This is a genomic window from Granulicella aggregans, from assembly GCF_014203275.1.
Classification (GTDB): Bacteria; Acidobacteriota; Terriglobia; order Terriglobales; family Acidobacteriaceae; genus Edaphobacter.
On record NZ_JACHIP010000004.1, the window covers coordinates 779,290 to 799,902 of the forward strand.

The window sequence follows — 20,613 nt, forward strand, 5'->3', positions numbered from 1 at the left end:
ATGAAGGCAGTCATTCTTGCGGGTGGCATGGGAACTCGCATCGCCGAAGAGACTAGCGTTCGCCCCAAGCCGATGGTCGAAATCGGAGGCCGCCCTATCCTGTGGCACATTCTGAAGCTCTACTCGAATCACGGGATCAACGACTTCATCATCTGCTGCGGCTTCAAGGGCTACGTCATCAAGGAATACTTCGCCAATTATTTCCTTCATACCTCCGACATAACCTTCGACATGACGAGCAACAAGATGACCGTCCACGGATCGGCCGCGGAGCCATGGCGTGTGACTCTCGTTGACACCGGAGATACCAGCGGAACAGGTGGGAGATTGCGCCGCGTGGCCCGCTTCCTTGAAGGTGAAGAAAGCTTCTGTATGACCTACGGCGACGGGGTCTCGGATGTGGACATCGCAGCCACGATCAAGTTCCACAAAGAGCACTCAAAGCTGGTCACGATCACGAGCGTTCAGCCGTCTTCGCGCTACGGCGTGCTTGGTCTCGACGGAACCACGGTCACGTCGTTTCAGGAAAAGCCGCCCGACGAGGCTGGGTGGATCAACGGCGGATTCTTTGTCCTCTCGCCGAAGGCGATCAATGCTGTCACGGACGACAGCCAGATGTTTGAGCGTGAACCCCTGGAGGCGCTGGTTGCGGGGGGCGAGGTATGCACCTTCCACCATCGCGGTTTCTGGCAGGCAATGGACACGCTGCGAGACAAGATGCACCTCGAAGAGCTCTGGAACAAGGGACAGGCGCCATGGAAGAGCTGGTAGTGGATACCGGGTTCTGGAAGGGCAGACGAGTCTTCCTGACGGGCCACACGGGCTTCAAGGGTGGATGGCTCGCGCTTTGGCTTACGCATCTCGGTGCTACGGTACGGGGCTATTCTCTGGACCCAGCAACTCAGCTTAATTTTTTCGAGACGGCGCAAGTTGCATCCGCTGTTGAAGACATCCGCGGGGACATCCGCGACGCGAGTGCCCTTGAGAGCACTCTTCGCGAGTTCGCCCCGGAAGTCATCTTTCATCTGGCCGCGCAGGCGCTGGTACGCACTTCGTACGACTCGCCAATCGAGACCTACGCCACAAACGTGATGGGCACTGCGCATCTCCTCGACGCGGTAAGACGCACTCCTTCCGTTCGGGCAGTGGTCTGCATTACGACAGACAAGTGCTACGAAAACAAAGAGTGGATCTGGCCCTATCGCGAGACAGATCCCCTCGGAGGCTACGACCCTTACTCAAGCTCGAAGGCATGCGCCGAGATCGCAGCAGCTTCGTTCCGCCAGTCGTACTTTCATCCTGCCAAGCTCGCAGAGCATGGCGTAGCCATCGCCACGGCACGAGCGGGAAATGTTATTGGCGGTGGCGACTGGTCGACTGATCGGTTGATCCCGGATATAGTTCGTGGCTTCCTCTCAGGCACGCCAGTTCACATCCGCAACCCGCACTCGATTCGTCCATGGCAGCATGTGCTCGAGCCGCTGCACGGCTACATTCGCCTCGCGGAAAAGCTATTGATGGGCTCGCCGAAGTCGCGGAGTGAGTTTGCCACAGCCTACAACTTCGGCCCGATGCAGCATGACGCCCAGACTGTGGCCTGGATCGCCGACCACATGGCCACGCTATGGGGCAATGGATCGAGCTGGGTTGTGGATGAGCACACCGGCCCGCACGAAGCCCACTATCTGAAGCTCGACATCAGCCGCGCGATCCATCACCTGGGATGGACGCCGCAACTTGGACTCGATGCTGCTCTCTCGTGGCTTGTGGATTGGTATCAAACCTGGCAGGCTAGCTCAGAGCCTGGTCTTGCGATGCGCGACTTTACGCTTCAACAGATCTCGGCCTATGAAGAGTTGTTAAGGCGCCCGAGACCATGAGTGATTTGCCCTACCCGAAGATCGACTTCGTAGCGACACCCCTGGACGGCTGTTTTGAGATACGGCCCACTGTAGTCAGCGACAGGCGTGGCTTCTTCGCGAAGGTCTTCCATAAGCCGCTATGGCAAAAGCACGGCCTATGTACGGAATTTCAAGAGGAATATCTCACTTATTCCGTCCGGGACACGCTGCGCGGACTCCATTTTCAGGTCCCGCCTATGCAGCACGCCAAGGTGGTGCTCTGCGCGCGTGGCGAAGTGTTCGACGTGGCCCTCGATCTCCGCAGAGACTCGCCCACCTACGGCCAGCACGCCGTGATTAACCTAAGCGGAACGGCCGCGAATGCAGTCTATCTTCCACCCGGCTTCGCGCATGGTTTCTGCGTCACCTCTGATGAGGCTCTTCTCTACTACAAGCAATCGAGCGTCTACTCGCCAGCGCACGATGGCGGCATTCGCTGGGACTCCGCAAAGATTCCCTGGCCAGTCAACGATCCCATCCTTTCAGAGCGCGACAAAGTGTTCCAAACACTCTCGGAGTTTGAAAGCCCCTTCAGCCTATGACCTTCGCTGCCGAAGCTCCTCGCGCACTTGTCACCGGAGCCTCCGGCTTCATCGGCTCACATTTGATTGATCGTCTGAGCCGTGAAGGTTGGCAGATTGCAGCCATTGCACGCCCTGCATCCGCCTCAAGCCTTGCCCCGCTTCCATCCGTAGCAAAGGTCTATACCTATACCGGACAGACCTCCGAAGTGGTCGAGGCGGTCGCAGAGTTCCGCCCCACGACAGTCTTTCACCTGGGCTCTCTCTTTCTCGCTCAACACAATACCGATCAGATCGATGCGCTGATCTCCTCAAACATTCTCTTCGGCACGCAATTGCTTGAAGCGATGCGCCTCGCGCAGATTCAGACGTTGGTGAACACAGGCACCGCGTGGCAAAGCTTCCGTGGCGATGGGTATGAGCCGGTCAACTTGTACGCCGCGACCAAGCAGGCCTTCGAAGATCTCCTGCTCTACTACGTGGAAACCGCCGGACTCAAGGCGATCACGCTTCGCTTATTCGATACCTACGGCCCGAATGACACGCGCCGAAAGCTGCTCGCTCTCCTCATCGACCTGCTGAGAATGGGCGAGCCACTGGGCATGTCGCCCGGAGAGCAGATACTCGACCTGACTCACGTCGACGATATCTGCAGGGCCTTCCTTCATGCCGCCAGCCTCCTGCAGGGTAGCGAGGCATCGAGACATGAGGTCTATGCCGTAAGCAACGAAGAGCGCCACACTCTACGCGAGGTTGTTGCGATCTTCGAAGATGTCGCGAAGCAGCCGCTTCCAATAACCTTCGGCACCCGAGCCTATCGCGACCGCGAAGTGATGGTACCTTGGCAGGGAACGAGACTGCCGGGATGGCACGCGAAGATCAGCCTGCGTGAGGGTCTGCGCCGCCTTCTCTTGGAGGAGAACTTACTTCCTGCGGAACTATAGCGCCGCTTACTGGCCGGCTTGTCCCGCCAAACGGTATTGACTCCAGCAATCCATCGTGTTCTGAATGACTGGAAGCAGAAGGCTGATCGCTTGTTCGTGATCGCGTGAGATCTCTTCTGGAAATCCGTTGATCAGCGATTGCAGCAGGAGCATTCCCTGCCCATCCTGAACCGTAACCTTGGTTTGGTTTCGCAAAATACCGCCCCTGATCTTGGCAGTCGGTATCACTACTCTCCCTGCAATCTGCTCTTCTTCTTTCACCAGTTTCCACTTGCGTATCAAGTCAACCAGCTCTTGATCCGGATTGGAACCCAATTCCTTCAAAGTTTCGTATAACTTCCCAACGCGAAAGGGTCTTGTGTGTTTCACCGGGCAAGCGTCAAGTATTCCTATCTTCCATGGCGATGGAATCCAGCTTGACCATAAAAGATCAAGGCCGTAGCCGCTGATATTTTCGATGAAGCTCGGAGCGCAGAGCTGGAGATAAGCGCGGCTGAAGACCGGAGCCATCACCTCAACAAAGTTGGTATAGCGGAGCAGGAAGGACCGGTTCTCCATCGTGATCCCCCACGCACCCATGAAGCTGTCGTGCGTCAGCGCGGGCTGGGCGTAGTGCAGCCCAAAGTGATCGGCGAGGAGAAAGATGCGGTTGAAGGTCTCTACATCCGCGGCAAGATCATCATCCGGAAAGAAGACATACTCGTAGGAGAGAAAGTGATCCTTCTTGCGCTCGTACAGAGCGTGGATTGCGCGCAGCTTGGGCCCCTTGATCTCCGCCCCGGTTGCGCGAATGATCTCGACGCCCTCCTCGTCTTCCCACGGGCACTCGTTGCCGAAGGAGTGGACGATCATGTCCCAGTTTCTCGCCTCCGACCCCTGAAGCCATTCAGGATGTAGTGAGTTATCGCCAGCGCGCACCACCACAAGGAAACGCTTCTTCTGCGGAGCGAAGGCGATCTGCGGCGTTGCTGGTAGCGGTTCCGACTCTGTTCCCGCGAACGATGCTGAGAGCGCGGTGATCGCATCCTGCTCATCTTTCGTAAGCGTCGAAGCAAAAGGCTGAACGAAGGTAGTGCCTTCCTGGACTCTGCCGCGGCTCATAAGCAGGATGCCGAGATTGACAGCGGAAGAACGGTGCGACTCCTGAAGATAAAGTGCACGCCGATAACCTTGCTCCGCGAGATCATGTTGTGCACGAGCGCACTGAATCGTCGCCCAATCGTTCCAAAGCTCCGCAGTCTCCTGCTTAGCGATGGACTGGCTCAACAACTCCAGGGCCTCGTCGATCTTCCCTTCGGCGATTAATGCCTCAACTGCGGTGTTCGGCGAAGGTACAACCTCCGCGGGCAGACTGTCGGGGGTCGCATCGCCCGACTTGGCCGCAGGCTTCTCTTCGCCAATCAGCGCAGCAATCTTGGCAGTCGGTGCCAGGCGTCGCGAGTTAGTGATCGACTGTTCCCAGGAGAGCGCAAGCAGTTCAACTGTATCGAGCATCAGGCCGGAAGAGTATCGTCGCTCGAAGACGAGTCGCGATCCCTCGTGCACGACATCATTCGACCAATCGATCTTGCGAGGCGTCTGCGAGTACAGCAAAGACATCTCGCTTAGCATTTGATGATCGAGGCGATCTCCGCTCACAATGCGACGAAAGTTTGTACGCCACTGATCGCCCAGCTTGTTATCTCCCGCCTGCGGGTTAACGGCGAGGTAAGCCATCCAGCCAACGACAGTCTTGGCGACGATCTGCTCTCTTGAGCGTACCGGGTAATGCAGCAGCCGCAAGCCCTGAATCACGACACCCGGGATATCTCTGCCCGTCAAGGATTCGATCATGTGGTTGCCCTGTACCAGCGAGAGATCAGCAGCCGAGGCACCGTCAAGCCGCATTACGACCTTGAAGTACTGAGGCGCTTCCTGCCTTCTGCGCCATTGCATGGCCTTCAACGGGTCAGGTTCGGAGGTTGGGTCAAAGTTCGGTGTGACCACATACGTACACCACGGGATGAGGCCGAACCCGTTGGCGGGAATCTGATTCACTGTGGCGAAGAAAGAAGTATCATCCGCAACATCCAGAAACTCATCTGCATCGATCGCGATCACGAAGTCCGCGCGAAACGCCGCCTGGTACTGATGCAGCATCGCGGTCATGATCTCTGACTGCGTATATCCGAAACGCTCATCCTGGACGACCAGCAAGGCCGGAAACTCTACGGCGAGCTCGGACAGAATCTCACTTGTGCCATCGATCGATCCGTTGTCGAGCACCACGAGCTTTGCGAGAAAGCGAATGTTGTGCCGAACGAACGCTTCAATGATGCTCCGCTCGTTCTTGACCATTGCGATGCCAAGAACCTTGGGGAGATTTTGGTGACCTGTCTTGTTCATCCTGACGCTTGTCCTCTCGTCTCAAGCAGCTTCCATGAAGTAAGTGCGAGACGTTGGACCGTTAGGACTTCTAAATAGTTTTCAAGAAAGGGAGGGGGTTGCCAGGTAGTGCAGAACAACAATCAGTAACGGTCTATCTCATCCCTGGCTTGAACCAGTGCACCGTGCTACTTCGATGGGCACGCTAACACTCAAGATCATAGCGAAACCAGACCCGTATTTGATGACAGGAAAGTTGTACAGCGTTATGAGACAGCCTCGCTATACTTCGGGGGACACCATTACAGCCGCTCTCGCAGCCGGCGTTTTGAAAAGGACTCCCTATTGATCGCATCACTCAATCAGCCGGTCGCTGAGTTAGTGGCCAAAGGCATCGCGCTGCACCAGCGCGGAGATCTTGCAAGCGCAGAGCAGTGCTATATCCAGATCATGGCACGGGAGCCGCAGAATGCCGACGCGCTTCACCTGCTTGGGGTACTCAAAGGGCAGCAGGGAGACCATTCAAACGGCATGCGCCTCATCGATGAAGCAATCTCGCTGAAGCCGCGCATGGCTGCTTATCACAATAACCTCGGCAATCTTCTGGCGAAGAGTGGGGACACGGCCGCTGCCGAGAAGAGCTATCGGCGTGCGCTGCGGGTCGATCCGCAGAATGGCGAGGCACACCTGAACCTGGGCAAGCTTCAGTTCGAACGTGGGGATAGAGAAGCAAGGCGATCCCTGAAGACCGCCCAGCGTCTGTCTGCCCGCTCTGTTGAAGCACAGATGTCCGTGGGCCGTCTTGAAGAGCGTGAAGGCAACGCCCAGCTTGCCCTGAACTGCTACGTTACAGCCACAAAATTGAATCCTTCCTTCGCTCCCTCATTCATCGCGGCCGGCAACGCACAGCTGTTGCTCGACAAGACGCACGAAGCCGAAGAGAGCTACCGCATTGCGATTCGCCTTGACCCCGAAAGCCCCGACGCTCACTTCAATCTCGCCAACGTCCTGCGTGCGGATGGCCGCGTTCTCGAAGCGATCGAGTTATACCGTATCGCTTTGGATTTCTCTCCTAAGGGCGCATCGGACATTCAGAACAATCTTGGCCTTGCGCTGAGTGAACTTGGACAGCATCAGGAAGCAAAGACTGCGCTCACGAAGTCGATAGAGATCACAGGAGACTCCAGCGATGGCTGGTTCAACCTGGCGAAGCAAGCTGTACTGCTTGGCGATCTCACCGCTGCTGAAGGGCATCTGCTGAAGGTGCTCTCCCTCAATCCAGGACACGCCGCCGCGCATCTCGAACTTGGCAACCTGACGAGAGCCGATGGCAGACTTGAAGAGGCCCTGGCGACGTATCGCAAAGTCATCGAACTGTCGCCAAGCGATGCGGCAGGCTGGAACAATCTTGGCGCGACGCTTACTGATCTGGAACGAATCGACGAGGCCGAAGCGGCCTTCCGCAAAGCAACCTCTCTCGATCCGAAGTCGGATGAAGCGTTCTTCAATCTTGGAAAACACCTCAGCATCTATGGTGATGAATCGGCTGCCATCGAGGCGCTGGAGCAAGCACTCACGCTCAATCCAAAGAATGCCGCAGCCTACACGCAGCTTGGATTTATTGCACAGAATCGCGGCCAGTTGAGCGAGGCTGCGGACTTCTATCGCCAGTCGTTGACGATCTCTCTCGACTCGTCGATCGCAAGACATAACCTGGGATTGGTGCAGTCGTCGCTGGGTGATCCGGAAGGTCTTGATCTGCTTGAGGCAACCGTGCGCGAGCAGCCGGACTCGGCGGAATACCGCTGGAACTTCGGCGAGAAGCTTCTCCTGCACCAACAGTTCCACGAAGGCTGGAAAGAGTACGAATGGCGCAAGCAGGTAGACAAGTTTGTCGATCAGCATCGTGCCTTCGATCAGCCGCTGTGGGATGGCTCGCCCCTTGAAGGTAAGACGATCCTCCTCTACGCAGAGCAGGGCCAGGGAGACACGCTGCAATTCGCCCGCTATGCGGAGTTGGTCGCGCAGCGAGGTGGCCGGGTCATTCTCCAGGTTCAACGTTCGTTGCAAACTCTGCTGCAAGGTGTACCTGGCGTTGCGGAGTGCATCGCACAGGGCGATCCCTTGCCGGAGTTCGCCACCTGTGCGCCTTTGATGAGCCTGCCCTACATCTTCGATACGAACGCCGCCACGATCCCACCACCGTCAAGCAGCTTCGCCGAACGCTTCGCATCGTCGACTCAATTGAAGCCCACGTTGCAGGTGGGCATCGTGTGGGCAGGCAATAAGAACGATAAGCGTGACCGCTTGCGCTCCACGACACTCTCTCAGTGGTCTGAGCTGGCAACGATCGAAGGCATCGAATTCACTTCGCTTCAGACCGGGGAGCCGGCCCAGCAGGCGAACGAGCAAGGCAATAACTTCAGCTTCGTTGCAGATTGCAACAACGTGAAGGACTTTGCCGACACGGCCGCAATCATCGCAGGCCTCGACCTTGTGATCACGGTGGACACGGCCGTCGCTCACCTTGCTGGCACTATGGGCAAGCCGGTCTGGATACTCCTCTACGATCCGCTCGATTGGCGATGGGGACTCGAAGGCGAGCAGTCGCCGTGGTATCCAACGGCGCGTCTGTTCCGCCAGTTCAACCGGCAGGATTGGTCACCCGTCTTCGAGCGCGTCGCATCGAGCTTGCGCGCTCTCGTCGACACCAGTCGGTCAATGTCTGAAAACTATGTGAGCTTGGAGTAGTAACTCTGAAAGTCATGGATTAGCGCGGCTTCTTCCATGTAGCGAGGGTTCGTCAGTCGCACATGCTCTGGCCCCGGATCATCCCCTCTCGCAAATGTGCTCAGGCAGTCTATGGTGTCGATCGAGCCCCAGTTAATCAGTTCGCTGACCAGCATCCTCCCACCACTTTGCTTGACCAGGTCGGCGATAATCTCACCCGAAACTGAAGCAGCGCGCCCGTGGGGCGGCTGCTGCCCGCCGTCGTCGCATACCGCGAAGTTCGAATGATGCAGGAAAGCCTTTCCTCCGGGCGCAAGCTTCTGGACGATCTGCGGAATGTAGCGCTGCATGACATCCAATTCAGCGTGAACCAGACTGTCGAAAGAAAAGACGAAGTCGAAGCTCGCGTCAGGAACCGACGCGAGGGATGTGCCATCGTTCTGAATGAAGCCCGCATGGGCGACGTTCGCGAATCGCTTGGTGCATTCGACCACGCAGGACTCAGCGATATCGATGCCAATGAAGGCAGAACACATCGGAATGAGGTACTGGGTCCATCGTCCGCGACCGGGCGCTATCTCGAGGATTCGACGCGCGGGGATCATCCGATGAAGGCGCGGATAGAGTGACCCGAACCACTGCGCTTCGCTTCCGCCCCAGGTGACGCTCCATTCGTCTCCGCCCTCACTCCAGCTGTAATCCTTACCCCAGTATGAGTGGTTCCATTCCAACGCTGGCATAAATTCCGACCTTCCTGGCTGTACTGCAACAGACTCTCACATTCGTGTCGCCGCAGGACGACCGATCGTGGCCGGGTATCGCTCGGATTACCCGGCTAAGGACGATTTAGAGGAGCTGGTTCTAGCCGACGCTCCGCAGCCGCTACAATCACTGCAAAGCACCCCAACCTGAAGAGGCCACCGACGTTGCGAATATCGCGGCGCAGCTTTCTTAACTCGGCGAGCACGCTCGCATTAGGCGGCCTCATTCCCCGCGCCCCCGCACAAGGGCGCCCCACAAAGGTCGTTCTCCTCCTGACCGGCGTGATCAACGATGGAGGCTGGGGCCAGTTGGCCTACGAAGGCATCGAGCGCTTGCGCGCCGATCCGCGCTTCTATGCCACCTACGCCGAAGACATCACGCTCGCACAGGTCCAACAGGTGGCGCGCGGCTACTCTGACGACGGCTTCGATCTCATCCTCGGCCACGGTTTTGAGTTCTCGAGCGCCCTTCTCGATGTCGCACCCGACTATCCGCATCAGGCGTACTTCGTCACCAGCTTCATCCCAAATCATCCCGTTCCACGCAACGTCATGTTCGTGAACATGGGCTACTTCGACGCCGCCTACGCAGCCGGAGCCCTGGCCGCGCTCATCTCCAACAAGCGCCAGGCAGTCGGCTTCGTCGGCGGCGCAGACGATCCCAACCAGCAACGCATGAAGCTCGCCTTCATTGCAGGCGCGCAACGCACCGTGCCCGGTATCCGCGGCCTTGGCATCATCACCGGTGACTACGACAACGCGGCAAAGGGCCGCGAGGCCGCAAGCACCTTGATCGGGACCGGCTGCGATGTCATATGGCACGCCGCCGACGTCACCGGCCTCGGTGTCATCCAAGGGGTCGCTCAGTCCGCCTCATCCGCGCATGTCAAGGTCATGGGCTGCTACTCCGATCAGACCTCGCTCGCCCCCAATCATATGGCCACCAGCTTTGAGATGAATCTCGCGGGCATGGTCACTACGACCGCCGATGCCGTGGCGAATCGCACCTTCACTGGCGGGACGGAGTGGCATCCCACGGTCGACAAGATGTGGCTGCTTCGTGCCGGCTCCCACGGCAAATACAATCCCTCACTGGTCTCCGCCCAGGCCTGGTCTACCTTCCAACAACTCTGGTCCAGTCTCGCTCAAGGCAAGATCGACGTCTCTGCAGCCGTCGCTGCGCTTCAACAATGATTCAGCTCAGCCAAATCACGAAGCGATTCCCCGGCATCATCGCCAACGATGCTGTCGACCTCACCGTGCGACCCGGCGAGATTCACGCTCTGCTCGGAGAGAACGGAGCGGGCAAGAGCACGCTGATGCAGATCCTCTACGGATTCCACGCCATGGACTCGGGCCAGATCCTGCTCGACGGCCAGCGTGTATCGATCACGTCGCCCGCGGATGCGATCGCGCTTGGCATCGGCATGGTGCACCAGGACTTCATGCTTGTTCCCACCTTCACTGTCGCGGAGAACACCATCCTTGGCCTGCGCGAAGGCACGGGTGCGATGCTCAATCTCAAGCGAGCAGCCAGTCGGATTCGTGAACTAAGCGAGCAGCATCACCTTGCGGTCGATCCCAACGCCATCACCGGTACACTTCCCGTTGGCGTTCAACAGCGCGTCGAGATCCTGAAGCTGCTCTATCGCGATGCCCGCGTCCTTATCCTTGACGAACCGACTGCGGTACTCACAGCACCCGAAAAGTACCGCCTCTTCACCGTTCTGCGCGGACTGCGCGCACAAGGCCGGTCCATTCTCATCGTCACGCACAAGCTTCACGAGATCATGGAGCTCGCCGACCGCGTTACGGTAATGCGGGACGGCCGCAACGTCGCAAGTGTTGCCGTAGAAGATACCTCAGGCCCGGAGCTGGCGCGGCTGATGGTTGGTCGCGACGTGAATCTCAGCGTAAGCAAGCTGGAAGTTCCACCAGGCCCGAGCATCCTTAGCGTCAAGAGACTTTCCGTTCGCGATCATGCAGGTCAGCGGAAGTTGAAAGATATCTCGCTGGAGTTACATCCCCACGAGATCCTCGGTATCGCTGGCGTAGATGGCAACGGCCAGTCCGAGCTTGCGCAGGCGCTTCTTGGCCTTCGCACCATCGAAGGTGGCAGCATCCTCTTGAACGGTCGCGACATTACGGAGGCCCGGGTTGCCGAGCGTCGCGCTCTTGGCCTCGCCTATGTCCCGGCCGATCGCCGTAACGTCGGTTCAGTCGCTGATCTCTCCATCGCGGATAACGCCATGCTGACGCAGCCGCGATCCAATACGCGCCATAGCCTCTTCAACAAGACGCTTATCCGAGCGAGGGCACAGACGATCATCACTCGCTTCGGCGTTCGTGGCGCGAACGATGAGACTCACGCCTCGAAATTATCCGGAGGCAATTTACAGAAGGTCATTCTAGGGCGAGAGATCATGTCCGCGCCAAAAGTTCTCGTTGTCGAACAACCCACGCGCGGCCTCGATGTAGGAGCCATCGAATCAATCTGGGCAGAGCTGCTGCGTGAACGCGCCAAGGGTACGGCAATCCTACTTGTCTCCGCTGAGCTCGAAGAGCTGCTGAACCTCGCCGACCGTATCGCCGTCATGTACGAAGGTCGTATCGTCGGCGTCGTCGATCCCGCAAGCGCCACCGCCGAACAACTCGGCATGATGATGGCAGGCACTCCACTCGAACCCACCGGGGTGTCTTCGTGAGATTCCCACCATGAGATTGCTAGTACGCCGTCTCACTCCAAACAACTCGCCCGCCGCTATTGCAACGACGATGCTCGCTGCGATCCTTGCGGCCATGGCCATCGCGTCATTGCTCTTTCTCGACTTCGGCGCGAATCCTCTCTCCGCTTATTACGCGCTCTTCCACGAGCCATTCGGCACACTCCGCGGCTTCGGCTACGCGGTCGTCAAGGCTACTCCTCTTACACTGATCGCTCTCGGCACCATCGTCGCCTGCCGCTCCGGATTCACCTACCTTGGCTTTGAAGGTTGCTTCACACTCGGAGCGGCGGCCTCCGCATGGCTTGCCCTCGCAACCGCCCCGGGACAATGGGCCGCGTCGCTTTCACCCCTCCTCTTCTTCCCAGCAGCGGTCTTGATCAGCTTTACTGTGGGGGCGCTTTGGTCGGGCCTGACCGGTATCCTTCGCGCGCGCTTCGGCGGCAATGAAGTCCTCATCTCGCTGATGTCGAACTACGTTGCGATCCTCATCGTGAAGTACCTCGTCGCAGGTCCGATGCGCGCCCCCGGCTCATTGCCCGAGACCGATCAACTTCCCCACGCAACGTGGCTCGCCTTCATCATCCCCGGCACGCGTGGGCACGCGGGCGTCCTCATCGCACTCGCCGCCGCGTTCCTTGTGTGGATGCTGCTGCGCAAGCTTCCGCTTGGTTTCGAACTCATCGTAAGCGGCCTCAACCCTGCTGCCGCGCGATACGCCGGCATCGACGTTGCTCGCCGAACACTGCTTGCCGCTGCACTCTCTGGCGGTCTGGGAGCTCTCGCCGGTCTCACCGAAATCCTCGGCGTGCAGCATCGCCTCATGGATGGCATCAGCGGAGGCGTCGGCTTCACCGGCGTCATCGTCGCTCTGCTTGCGGAGATGAACCCGATTGCGGTATTGCCAACAGCGCTCATCTACGGCGGAATGACCGTCGGGGCCGATGCCATGCAGCGCCGCGCCGGCATCCCCAGTTCGATCACGTTCATCCTGCAATCGCTGATCGTCCTCTTCGTCCTCGCAAGCTCGATGCTCCGTTACTACCGCTTCAACTTCGCGGCCCTGCGCTCGAAGAAGGAGGCAATGCAGGCATGAGTGTCTTCAGTCAGGCATTCCTCGTCACGTGGCTCACCGCTGGCATACGTCTCGGTGGCCCTGTTCTTCTGGCCGCTCTGGGCGAGACCTTCGCGGAACGCTCCGGCATCCTCAACCTCGGCATCGAGGGCATCCTCCTGCTCGGCGCTCTCGCCAGCTACTTGACGTCGATCCACACCGGCAGCCTGTGGCTCCCTCTCTTCGCTGCGATGCTGACCGGCTTTGCTGCGGCTCTCTTTCTCGCATGGATGTATGTCACCGTTCGAGCCTCACAGGTCGTCGTCGGTCTCGTCTTCAACGTGCTCGCTCTGGGCATCGCGGCGACGGTCTATCGCCGCACGCTTGCACACGCATCGCCTGGGCCCATCGCGATGTTCCAGGCAGTTCACATTCCCTGGGTCAGCGATTTGCCGATCGTCGGACCAACGCTCTTCAGCCAGACACTTCCGCTCTACCTGACCCTCGTCCTCGTAGTCGTCGCCCACTTCGCACTCTTCCACACACGCTTTGGTCTTGGACTTCGCGCTGCAGGTGAGAACCCCCGCGCAGCCGATGCCGCAGGCATCTCCGTCCCGCGCATGCGCTATCTCGGAACGCTGATCTCAGGCGCGGCAGCCGGTCTCGCCGGAGGCTACCTGGTGCTCGCACAGATCGGCCTCTTCCGCGACTCCATCGTCGCGGGCCAGGGCTTCATCGCGCTCGGCATCGTCATCTTCGGCCGTTGGAGCCCCTGGAAGGCCGCGCTTGCCGCGATGGTCTTCGGCACCTGCGACGCACTCCAACTCTCGCTGCAACTCCTCGGCACCCACCTGCCCGAAGAGCTGCTTCTGTCCATCCCGTACGTGGTCACAATCCTGGCCATCTCCGGCATCTTCGGTGGCCGCGACGTAAGACCCGCCGCTCTCGCCGTGCCTTACGCAAAAGAGGCGTGAACCGAGCTACATGGTCGCCGAACGCCACGGTCTCCGCTTGAACGAATCCGTCCCGGCACGCGCCGTCAAGGCGTCAGCATGAAGCTGCGCGCTCCGCCGCACCGCACGTTCGTCGACGCTCTTCACCACGCCGTCGCGCATCACCACGTTGCCGTCGATCAACACCGTCACCACCTCATGCCCAAGCGCCGAATACACCAGCGCCGATACGGGATGATGGATCGGCGTCATCCACGCGTTATCGTAGTCGACCACGGCGATGTCAGCTTTCTTCCCCACTTCGATCGAACCGATCTCACCTTCCAGGCCGACGGCGCGCGCTCCCCCAATCGTTGCCATCTCCAGCACCGTCTCCGCCGTAATGATCTCCGCGTCCTGGTGCACGCCCTTCTGCTGCAGCGCGGCAAACTTCATCGCCTGGATCATGCTGTGGTTGTTGCTGCTCGCGGGCCCATCGCTTGCCAGTCCCACGGTCAGACCGGCCTTCAGCATCTCCGGGATCGGCGCGCATCCCGAAGCAAGATACTGGTTGCTGCAGGGATTGTTCGACACCTTGACATCATGCTTCAGCAGCAGCCGGATGTCATCCGTCGTGCAATGCACGCAATGCGCAGCCACCACGTCCGGCCCGAGAAATCCGATATCTGCAAGAACTTCCGTGTCGGTCTTTCCATACTTAGCCGCCGCCGTCTCGAGCTCGAACGTGGTCTCGCCAATGTGCGTCGTGACCAGCACCTTCTCTTCATCCGCAAGCTTGCGCGTCTGTCGGTAACCCCCCTCATCAACCGTCCAGATCATGTTGCAAGCTACCCCAATCTGCACGCGTCCTCCCGGCTTGTTGAAGCGCCGTATCTGTTCGCGTGCATCGCCAAGCGCCTTCTCCGGAGTCTCGATCAACTCACGCGGCGTGCCGTACTCTTCGCCCATCGAAGCGAAGCCCCGGCACACAAACCCGCGCATACCTGTCTCCTCAAACGCACCGACCACTGCGGCGACATGCCCGGCCGAGGGTGTGCGTACATGAAGTCCAGTACCGTAGTCACTCCGCCCCGTATTGACTCCACACACCCGTGCATCGCCGCCGCGCGTGCATCGTCAGCGGTCAGATGGATCGCGCTCGGCCCGGTCATGCAGGTGAACCACTTCTTCAGCACCATGTCGTCGCCCAGACCTTTCAGCAGTGTCTGGAACAGATGCGTGTGCGTGTTCACCATCCCCGGCATCACGATCTTGCCAGAACAGTCGATTACCTCTGCCTCGGGATAGCGCTCGGCCATCTGGGTTCGCGTACCGATCGCCGCGATGCGGTCTCCCACTACGCAGACGCTCGCGCTCTCCATCACATCGCGCTTTGCGTTCATCGTGATTAACCAGCCATCGGCCAGAATGTAGCTCATACGTTCTCAGTCTCCGCTTTGCGAGGTGGGATACGTCTCAGTTGTACATCAAGGCTGGATGTCTGCTGCCAACCCAGTTGCCTCGGCCCTTCCTTGAACGGTGAAACCTGAACAGTGCGAAATAAATTTGCGAACAAGTTGCACGTTTTGATGGATAGAACCGCCTTGATAAGTGAAGGCGGTCCTTGAGACGCCCTCTCAAAGGGGAACCATCATGAACGCACTTTCATCTTTCAAGTCTCGTGCAATCTATGTCGCGGCCGCTCTTGCGATCGGCCTGTCGTCCACCACAACCAAAGCGCAGTACCAGGCAGATCGGGTCCAGTTCGTTGCGCCGTTCGCGTTCGAGTACGGATCGCAGCATCTCCCTGCGGGCAAGTACGTCGTCAGCAGGGAGTCCTCGGCCATCACCCTGATCAGGGGCCGATCGGTGGGCGTGATGGCCATTACCCAAACTACGTCTGACCTGCAGCCGGCAAGCAAGGGCAAGATCGTCTTCCGCAAATATGGACAGCGATACTTCCTCACCCAGGTCTGGCTGCCGGGAAAGGCCAGCCACCTCACCTTCGACCAGAAGAAGGCAATGAGGAAGCTCGAGGTCGCCGCAGGAAACGCCGAACCGACGAAGGTGGAGGTAGCTCTGCTTGAGCCGACACGCTAGCAAGGCAGCTCTCACTGGTAACGCTGCTCTCCAAGGCAGTCGGTCTCTGATTCAGCAAAGGACGTGACGAGTGGGAAACTCCCTCGCCACGTCCTTTTTCTATCGCTACGGGGTGGTTGTGATGGTTGGGGTGCTCAGGGTAGGTTGAGCGGTGCAAGCGGCATCGGTGATGGTGTACGCAGTAGCCGGGGCCGCTTTGATTACCTGGCACGATTGGATAGCACGAGCCGATGACATGTCACCCTTACAGATCGATGGATCCACAGCGATCGAGACTGAAGGATTGCCAAGCCAGTAGATCGACCGCCCGACCTGCTTCGTAATGCTTGGGTTGTCGATCTGTATCTTATTGGAGGAGCTGTCGCAATTGACCTCCGCATCGGCGCTCCCGTCACCTGCGAAGGGTTGTGGCGAGGGTGGTCCAAACGGGACGTAGGGCTTTGCAGGCTCCGCAACCAGGCCGAGCACCCTGTCGACGGGGAGATCGACCTTGTAAAGTGCTGTGGCGAGAAGCTGCAATCCGGAAACATAGGCTAACTTGTTGCCACTTCCACCTCCGCCCTTTGTTCCAGATGACGGTCCCATGCCGGGGTCACAGATCGCGGAACCGCTGCAGCTGTAGGTGTAGATGTTGTCGCGGGTTCCGGCGTAGATACATGTGCTGCCGGGGGTTTTATCCCTGCAGGGCGAGCTTGTAAATGGGCTGAACGTGATAGTCGGCGGGTTGTCCTGCCCATAGGAAGACCAGTCAATCACGTCTCCCGGTTCGGGGCTGACATTGACGCCTTCATAAGGCAGCACCGACAGATGAATGTGGTTGGGTTGGTGAATCGATGCGATCAGGGCGCCGCCGACTACGACGCCAATCAGGAAGACTAGAAAGCAAAGTCCGGATGTGCGATACACGGATATTCGAGACATGGAGGAGAGTCCTTTCGGGTTGCCGCAATGGATGGATCGAGACTTGAGGGTTAGGTGGAACTCTTCGGGGCCCGGAGCCTGGAGACGCGGGAGAGATACCGCGGATCCTTTTCAATCTCTTTCAAATCGAGCGCAAGTCCGGCCTCGACTGGCGAAAGTCCCCGGTCCATGCAGGATAGGAGCATCTTCAACGCCTCCTCTTTCTTGCCCAGCAGGGCCAGCGCCTGGGAGATCATGAACTGCGATTCAACATCGGTCGCTCCCCTGTCCTCGGCATTCTTAAGGTCGGTCTGAGCGTTTGAGGAGTCGCCGATCTTCGCGTGATAGAAGGCAAGAATGGCCCAGTCCGAAGCATCGCGCGGATTCGCAGCCAGGTTGGCCGCGAGCAACCGCGTGGCCTTGGCGTAGTTCTCCTTCACCAGGGCAGCGTTGCCCATCACGGAGTAGCAATCGCCGATGTTTCTCCAGATCATGTGGGCGGCTGGTCGAAGAGCGGCAGCCTTCTGATAATTTTCGAGCGAAGACTTATACTTTCCGTCGGTAAAGGCGATGTCCCCCAGCGTCATGTAGGCGTCCTTGTTGGGAGCGCGTACCAGGCTGTTTTGGGAGGCCGTAATTGCCTCCTGGCGCTTACCCATTGCGAGGTACATGATCCCAAGATTGGCAAGCGGCATGGCAACCTTCGGCGCGGCTGCCGCAGCGACAGCAAACTCGTCCGCGGCCTTCAGGTACTGCGCCTGCTGAGAAAGTGTCCAGCCGAGTTCGTTGTGCGCCAGCCAGTAGTTCGGACGCTCACGGCTGATGTCCCGGTAAACCTGTTCCGCCTCGGACAAGTGCTGTGTCTCCCGCAGAGCCTCCGCCTTGTAGATCAGGGTTTCGGGGTTGCCTGGGTCGGCTTTCAGAGACCTCGCAAAATAGACCAGTGCCTGTTCGGTCTTGCCTGAGTAGACATAGACCATCGCCTGGCTCAGAAGACCTTTGGCGGAGTCGGGGTTCCACTTGTAGGCAAGCGTGGCGTTGTCCTGTGCAAGCGTCAGCTTTGCAGGATCGCCATCCCGGTATCCCGTGATGTAAGCCATCGCCAGCCTGGCATAGCCGAGAGCGAAACTTTTATCCAGATCCACGGCTTGTTGATACTTCAACAGGGCGGCTTCAAGTCCGGTGTCATTCGGTCGGGCGGCCAGCTCTTCCGCTTCACTGAAGATGCGGTACACTTCGGGCGAGACCCGCTTCAACTCCTCCTTGTCCTTAACCTCAATTTCGTTTTCAGGCACTCCGAGCAGCCGGGCCGCGGTTCGCGTCGCCTTTTCGGACATCTGACTCAACTGTGCTGCAGGCAGCGAAACATGCGCCTTCCGCAGCAAGCGCTGGCTCGACGCGTCGAGCACCTGCAGCGTCAATGTGTGCATTGAATCGACGCTTGCGAGCGACGCCGCCAGCACCAGGTTCGCTCCCAGCGCGCTGACGGACTCCGCAGGAGCAGATGGCATTTTTTCACCCCTCGGCAGGTCTCTGAGAGTAACGATCAGCAGGTCCTTCACGTAAGCCTCGGCGCGGGCCAGGCGCTGCCCGATCGACTCGAGCACGGTCGATACTACCGCCGAGAGCTGGCCATCAGGCCACGCCAGCAACGCAACCGAGCGATGGTCTGGAAGAGGTTCGAAGATGTACTCGAGATCATCCCATCGCCACCACGCGCCCCCGCCAGTAACGCATATGCCAGCTACAGCCGCGCCTGCAAAGCGCCGCCGCGTCCAGAACTTCTTCACCTCAACCAGCTGCGAGCGACGAGACCCGCTTGGCTCGATCTCTTTGAGCGCCTCCTCAAAGGCCACGCATCGTCGCTTCGGGTCCTGGCTAAGACACTCTGTGATGAGCGTGACGCAAAAGTCAGGAACATCGGGAGAGGCCAGCCGTGAACTCAACGTGTAAGAGGTACCGTCAGGCGAGGCCGCAGGCTTCTCGCCAACGAAGAGCTCGTGCAGCACCACGCCGAAGGCAAAAAGGTCACTCGCCTGCGATGGAGTCTGGCCCAGAAAGAGTTCCGGTGCTATGTAGCCGCGCGTCCCCGCCAGCATGCTCTTCTCCACCGCCGTCGTCTCTATCTCGTAAGCCCGGGCGAGCCCAAAGTCTGTGATCCAAAGCCGCAGCTCCGGACCAGTGCCGTCGAGCATGATGTTTCCCGGCTTGATGTCCCTGTGAACGATGTTCGCGTGATGAATCGCCGCCAGCCCCAGCGCGATCTTGCTGAGAATCGCCAACCGATCTTCTGGTGAGATCGGCTCGCCATGCTTCAATCGCTCGCTGAGCGTAGTTCCTGGCAAGAGTTTCATCGTCAGGAACAGGAAGCCGGGCGGCGGGTCATCGCAATGGGCGATGTCGTACATCGGGCACAGGTTCGGGTGCGTTACCTCGCGCGCCAGCAGTACCTCCCGCTCAAAGCGTCTCTGGAGATCAGGATCATCAGACTTATGCGGCAGGATCGTCTTCATGGCGACATGCACGCCCTGCAGAAAGCGGTCCTCCACCTCGTAGACCTCGCCCATGCCGCCCGACCCAAGGCGTCGTACAACTCGGTACCGGTTCAGCACAGAAGCTCCAGGAAAGAGTCCAGGCCCGTGATTGAAGTTAAGCAGATCGACCAGCGGCCCATCTCTTGTGGTCGTCTTCTGATCGTGTGCCTCGAGCAGTGTCTTCAGCTCCAGCCTCAACTCAACGTCATCTCCGCACGCATCGGTGACAAACCTCTCCCTCGCGCTGCTTGGCAGGTCAAGCGCGGCACCGTAAAGCGGTTTCAGGCGTTGCCATAGCTCAGGGGTCATCATGGCCGCTTCGTCAGCTCTCCTCTCAGCCAATCGCGGGACATGCCCCAGTCGCTCTTCACTGTCCGAACGGAAACGCCCAGCACCACAGCGATCTCTTCGAAGTTGAGGCCGACGAAGAAGTGAAGCTCCACGATCCGCGCCTGCCGAGCGTCAAATGTCGCCAGATGGTCAAGCGCATCGTCCAGCACCAGCACATCGATCAACCGGTCGTTCGATGGAAGAAAGGCCTCGTCGAGAGAGACCTGATGCTGCAACCCCCCGCGCTTACCGGCGTGCTTCGCGCGGGCGTGGTCCACCAGGATGTTCCGCATCAACCGGGAAGCTGTCGCAAAGAAGTGGGCCCGGCTCTGCCATGCGATCTCGGAGTGCGGCTGCACCAGCCGCTCGTAAGCCTCGTGGACAAGTGCCGTTGGCTGGAGCGTATGGTTGCCGCGTTCAAAGCGCATATGGTGGGCCGCAACCCGGCGCAACTCAGCATAGACCTGCGGGATCAGGCGGTCTTCCACCGCGTGGTTGCCTTCGCTCAGCTGGACCAGCAAAGCGGTAATCGAGTTACCCGAGCCGTCCAGCTCCGGTTCCAGGTTAGCCATAGGCGCCGCCCAAACATATTTAGTCGGGAGTATAGCGTGCATCTTACCCTGATCAGCCGTCCGTTCTAGTTTTTTCAGTAGATGCGGACTGCCGCCCGAATTTGTGGCTTCAGCAATTTCCTTTGAGGCATGCAGCAATTCGTGATGGCTGAATAACATGGCTCATCCGCCTCTCCCTACCGTCCGCGCGATGCGTGGCAGGGATTTCCGGTGATTTTCCAGTGGATGGATGCACGAACTAGAAATA

17 protein-coding genes are annotated in these 20,613 nt (G+C 59.0%); 10 read left to right on the forward strand and 7 right to left on the reverse strand.

The features are described 5' to 3' along the window. The 4 genes from rfbF to HDF16_RS17000 are packed head-to-tail and all read left to right on the forward strand — an operon-like array spanning window position 1 to window position 3,366. Complete coding sequence (gene rfbF, locus HDF16_RS16985; protein ID WP_184218985.1) at window positions 1–771, forward strand: glucose-1-phosphate cytidylyltransferase; 771 nt, start codon at window positions 1–3, stop codon at window positions 769–771. Next, the gene (gene rfbG / locus HDF16_RS16990) at window positions 756–1,880 is read left to right on the forward strand and encodes a CDP-glucose 4,6-dehydratase (RefSeq protein ID WP_184218988.1); all 1,125 of its coding nucleotides are present in this window, start codon (window positions 756–758) and stop codon (window positions 1,878–1,880) included. The genes rfbF and rfbG overlap by 16 nt, the downstream gene beginning before the upstream one ends. Beyond that, window positions 1,877–2,443 carry a dTDP-4-dehydrorhamnose 3,5-epimerase gene (gene rfbC, locus HDF16_RS16995; protein ID WP_184218991.1) on the forward strand — a complete coding sequence of 189 codons (567 nt, stop codon included), beginning with the start codon at window positions 1,877–1,879 and terminating at the stop codon, window positions 2,441–2,443. The genes rfbG and rfbC overlap by 4 nt, the downstream gene beginning before the upstream one ends. Continuing rightward, the gene (locus HDF16_RS17000; protein ID WP_184218994.1) at window positions 2,440–3,366 is read left to right on the forward strand and encodes an NAD-dependent epimerase/dehydratase family protein; all 927 of its coding nucleotides are present in this window, start codon (window positions 2,440–2,442) and stop codon (window positions 3,364–3,366) included. Before rfbC ends, HDF16_RS17000 begins: the two co-directional genes overlap by 4 nt. Window positions 3,367–3,372: 6 nt before the next feature. Here the strand turns inward: HDF16_RS17000 and HDF16_RS17005 are convergent, their stop codons facing one another. Next, window positions 3,373–5,751 (reverse strand): DUF707 domain-containing protein, encoded by a 2,379-nt coding sequence (locus HDF16_RS17005; RefSeq protein WP_184218997.1) that lies wholly within the window; start codon window positions 5,749–5,751, stop codon window positions 3,373–3,375. Window positions 5,752–6,075: 324 nt separating this feature from the next. Here HDF16_RS17005 and HDF16_RS17010 point away from each other — a divergent pair, with 324 nt between their 5' ends. Further along, a complete protein-coding gene (locus HDF16_RS17010; RefSeq protein WP_184219000.1) occupies window positions 6,076–8,481 on the forward strand; it encodes a tetratricopeptide repeat protein in 2,406 nt (801 codons plus the stop codon). On the opposite strand, the gene HDF16_RS17015 is transcribed toward HDF16_RS17010, so the two are convergent. Next, complete coding sequence (locus HDF16_RS17015; RefSeq protein ID WP_184219003.1) at window positions 8,463–9,200, reverse strand: class I SAM-dependent methyltransferase; 738 nt, start codon at window positions 9,198–9,200, stop codon at window positions 8,463–8,465. The genes HDF16_RS17010 and HDF16_RS17015 overlap by 19 nt on opposite strands. A gap of 186 nt (window positions 9,201–9,386) precedes the next feature. Between HDF16_RS17015 and HDF16_RS17020 the strand changes: the two genes are divergently transcribed. The 4 genes from HDF16_RS17020 to HDF16_RS17035 are packed head-to-tail and all read left to right on the forward strand — an operon-like array spanning window position 9,387 to window position 13,972. Beyond that, the gene (locus tag HDF16_RS17020; RefSeq protein ID WP_184219005.1) at window positions 9,387–10,415 is read left to right on the forward strand and encodes a BMP family protein; all 1,029 of its coding nucleotides are present in this window, start codon (window positions 9,387–9,389) and stop codon (window positions 10,413–10,415) included. After that, window positions 10,412–11,926: an ABC transporter ATP-binding protein gene (locus HDF16_RS17025; protein WP_184219008.1), complete on the forward strand. Its 1,515-nt coding sequence runs from the start codon at window positions 10,412–10,414 to the stop codon at window positions 11,924–11,926. The genes HDF16_RS17020 and HDF16_RS17025 overlap by 4 nt, the downstream gene beginning before the upstream one ends. A 10-nt stretch (window positions 11,927–11,936) precedes the next feature. Beyond that, window positions 11,937–13,040 carry an ABC transporter permease gene (locus tag HDF16_RS17030; protein WP_184219011.1) on the forward strand — a complete coding sequence of 368 codons (1,104 nt, stop codon included), beginning with the start codon at window positions 11,937–11,939 and terminating at the stop codon, window positions 13,038–13,040. Next, on the forward strand, window positions 13,037–13,972 hold the full coding sequence (locus HDF16_RS17035; protein WP_184219013.1) for an ABC transporter permease: 936 nt from the start codon (window positions 13,037–13,039) through the stop codon (window positions 13,970–13,972). Before HDF16_RS17030 ends, HDF16_RS17035 begins: the two co-directional genes overlap by 4 nt. Window positions 13,973–13,978: 6 nt before the next feature. Here the strand turns inward: HDF16_RS17035 and HDF16_RS17040 are convergent, their stop codons facing one another. Together HDF16_RS17040 and HDF16_RS30230 are read right to left on the reverse strand one after the other, a co-directional pair. Then, complete coding sequence (locus HDF16_RS17040) at window positions 13,979–14,932, reverse strand: amidohydrolase family protein (RefSeq protein ID WP_221312821.1); 954 nt, start codon at window positions 14,930–14,932, stop codon at window positions 13,979–13,981. Then, the gene (locus HDF16_RS30230; RefSeq protein ID WP_221312822.1) at window positions 14,866–15,369 is read right to left on the reverse strand and encodes an amidohydrolase family protein; all 504 of its coding nucleotides are present in this window, start codon (window positions 15,367–15,369) and stop codon (window positions 14,866–14,868) included. Before HDF16_RS30230 ends, HDF16_RS17040 begins: the two co-directional genes overlap by 67 nt. 214 nt (window positions 15,370–15,583) lie before the next feature. On the opposite strand from HDF16_RS30230, the gene HDF16_RS17045 reads away from it, so the two are divergent. Next, window positions 15,584–16,030 (forward strand): hypothetical protein, encoded by a 447-nt coding sequence (locus tag HDF16_RS17045; protein ID WP_184219016.1) that lies wholly within the window; start codon window positions 15,584–15,586, stop codon window positions 16,028–16,030. Between the two features lie 105 nt (window positions 16,031–16,135). Here HDF16_RS17045 and HDF16_RS17050 read toward each other — a convergent pair whose 3' ends face one another. Genes HDF16_RS17050 through HDF16_RS17060 form a run of 3 tightly spaced genes read right to left on the reverse strand, consistent with a single transcriptional unit; the run spans window position 16,136 to window position 20,366 of the window. Further along, a complete protein-coding gene (locus HDF16_RS17050) occupies window positions 16,136–16,951 on the reverse strand; it encodes a hypothetical protein (RefSeq protein ID WP_184219019.1) in 816 nt (271 codons plus the stop codon). Between the two features lie 50 nt (window positions 16,952–17,001). Continuing rightward, on the reverse strand, window positions 17,002–19,776 hold the full coding sequence (locus HDF16_RS17055) for a serine/threonine-protein kinase (RefSeq protein WP_184219022.1): 2,775 nt from the start codon (window positions 19,774–19,776) through the stop codon (window positions 17,002–17,004). Next, complete coding sequence (locus tag HDF16_RS17060) at window positions 19,773–20,366, reverse strand: sigma-70 family RNA polymerase sigma factor (protein WP_184219025.1); 594 nt, start codon at window positions 20,364–20,366, stop codon at window positions 19,773–19,775. The genes HDF16_RS17055 and HDF16_RS17060 overlap by 4 nt, the downstream gene beginning before the upstream one ends. Window positions 20,367–20,613: the final 247 nt, after the last annotated feature.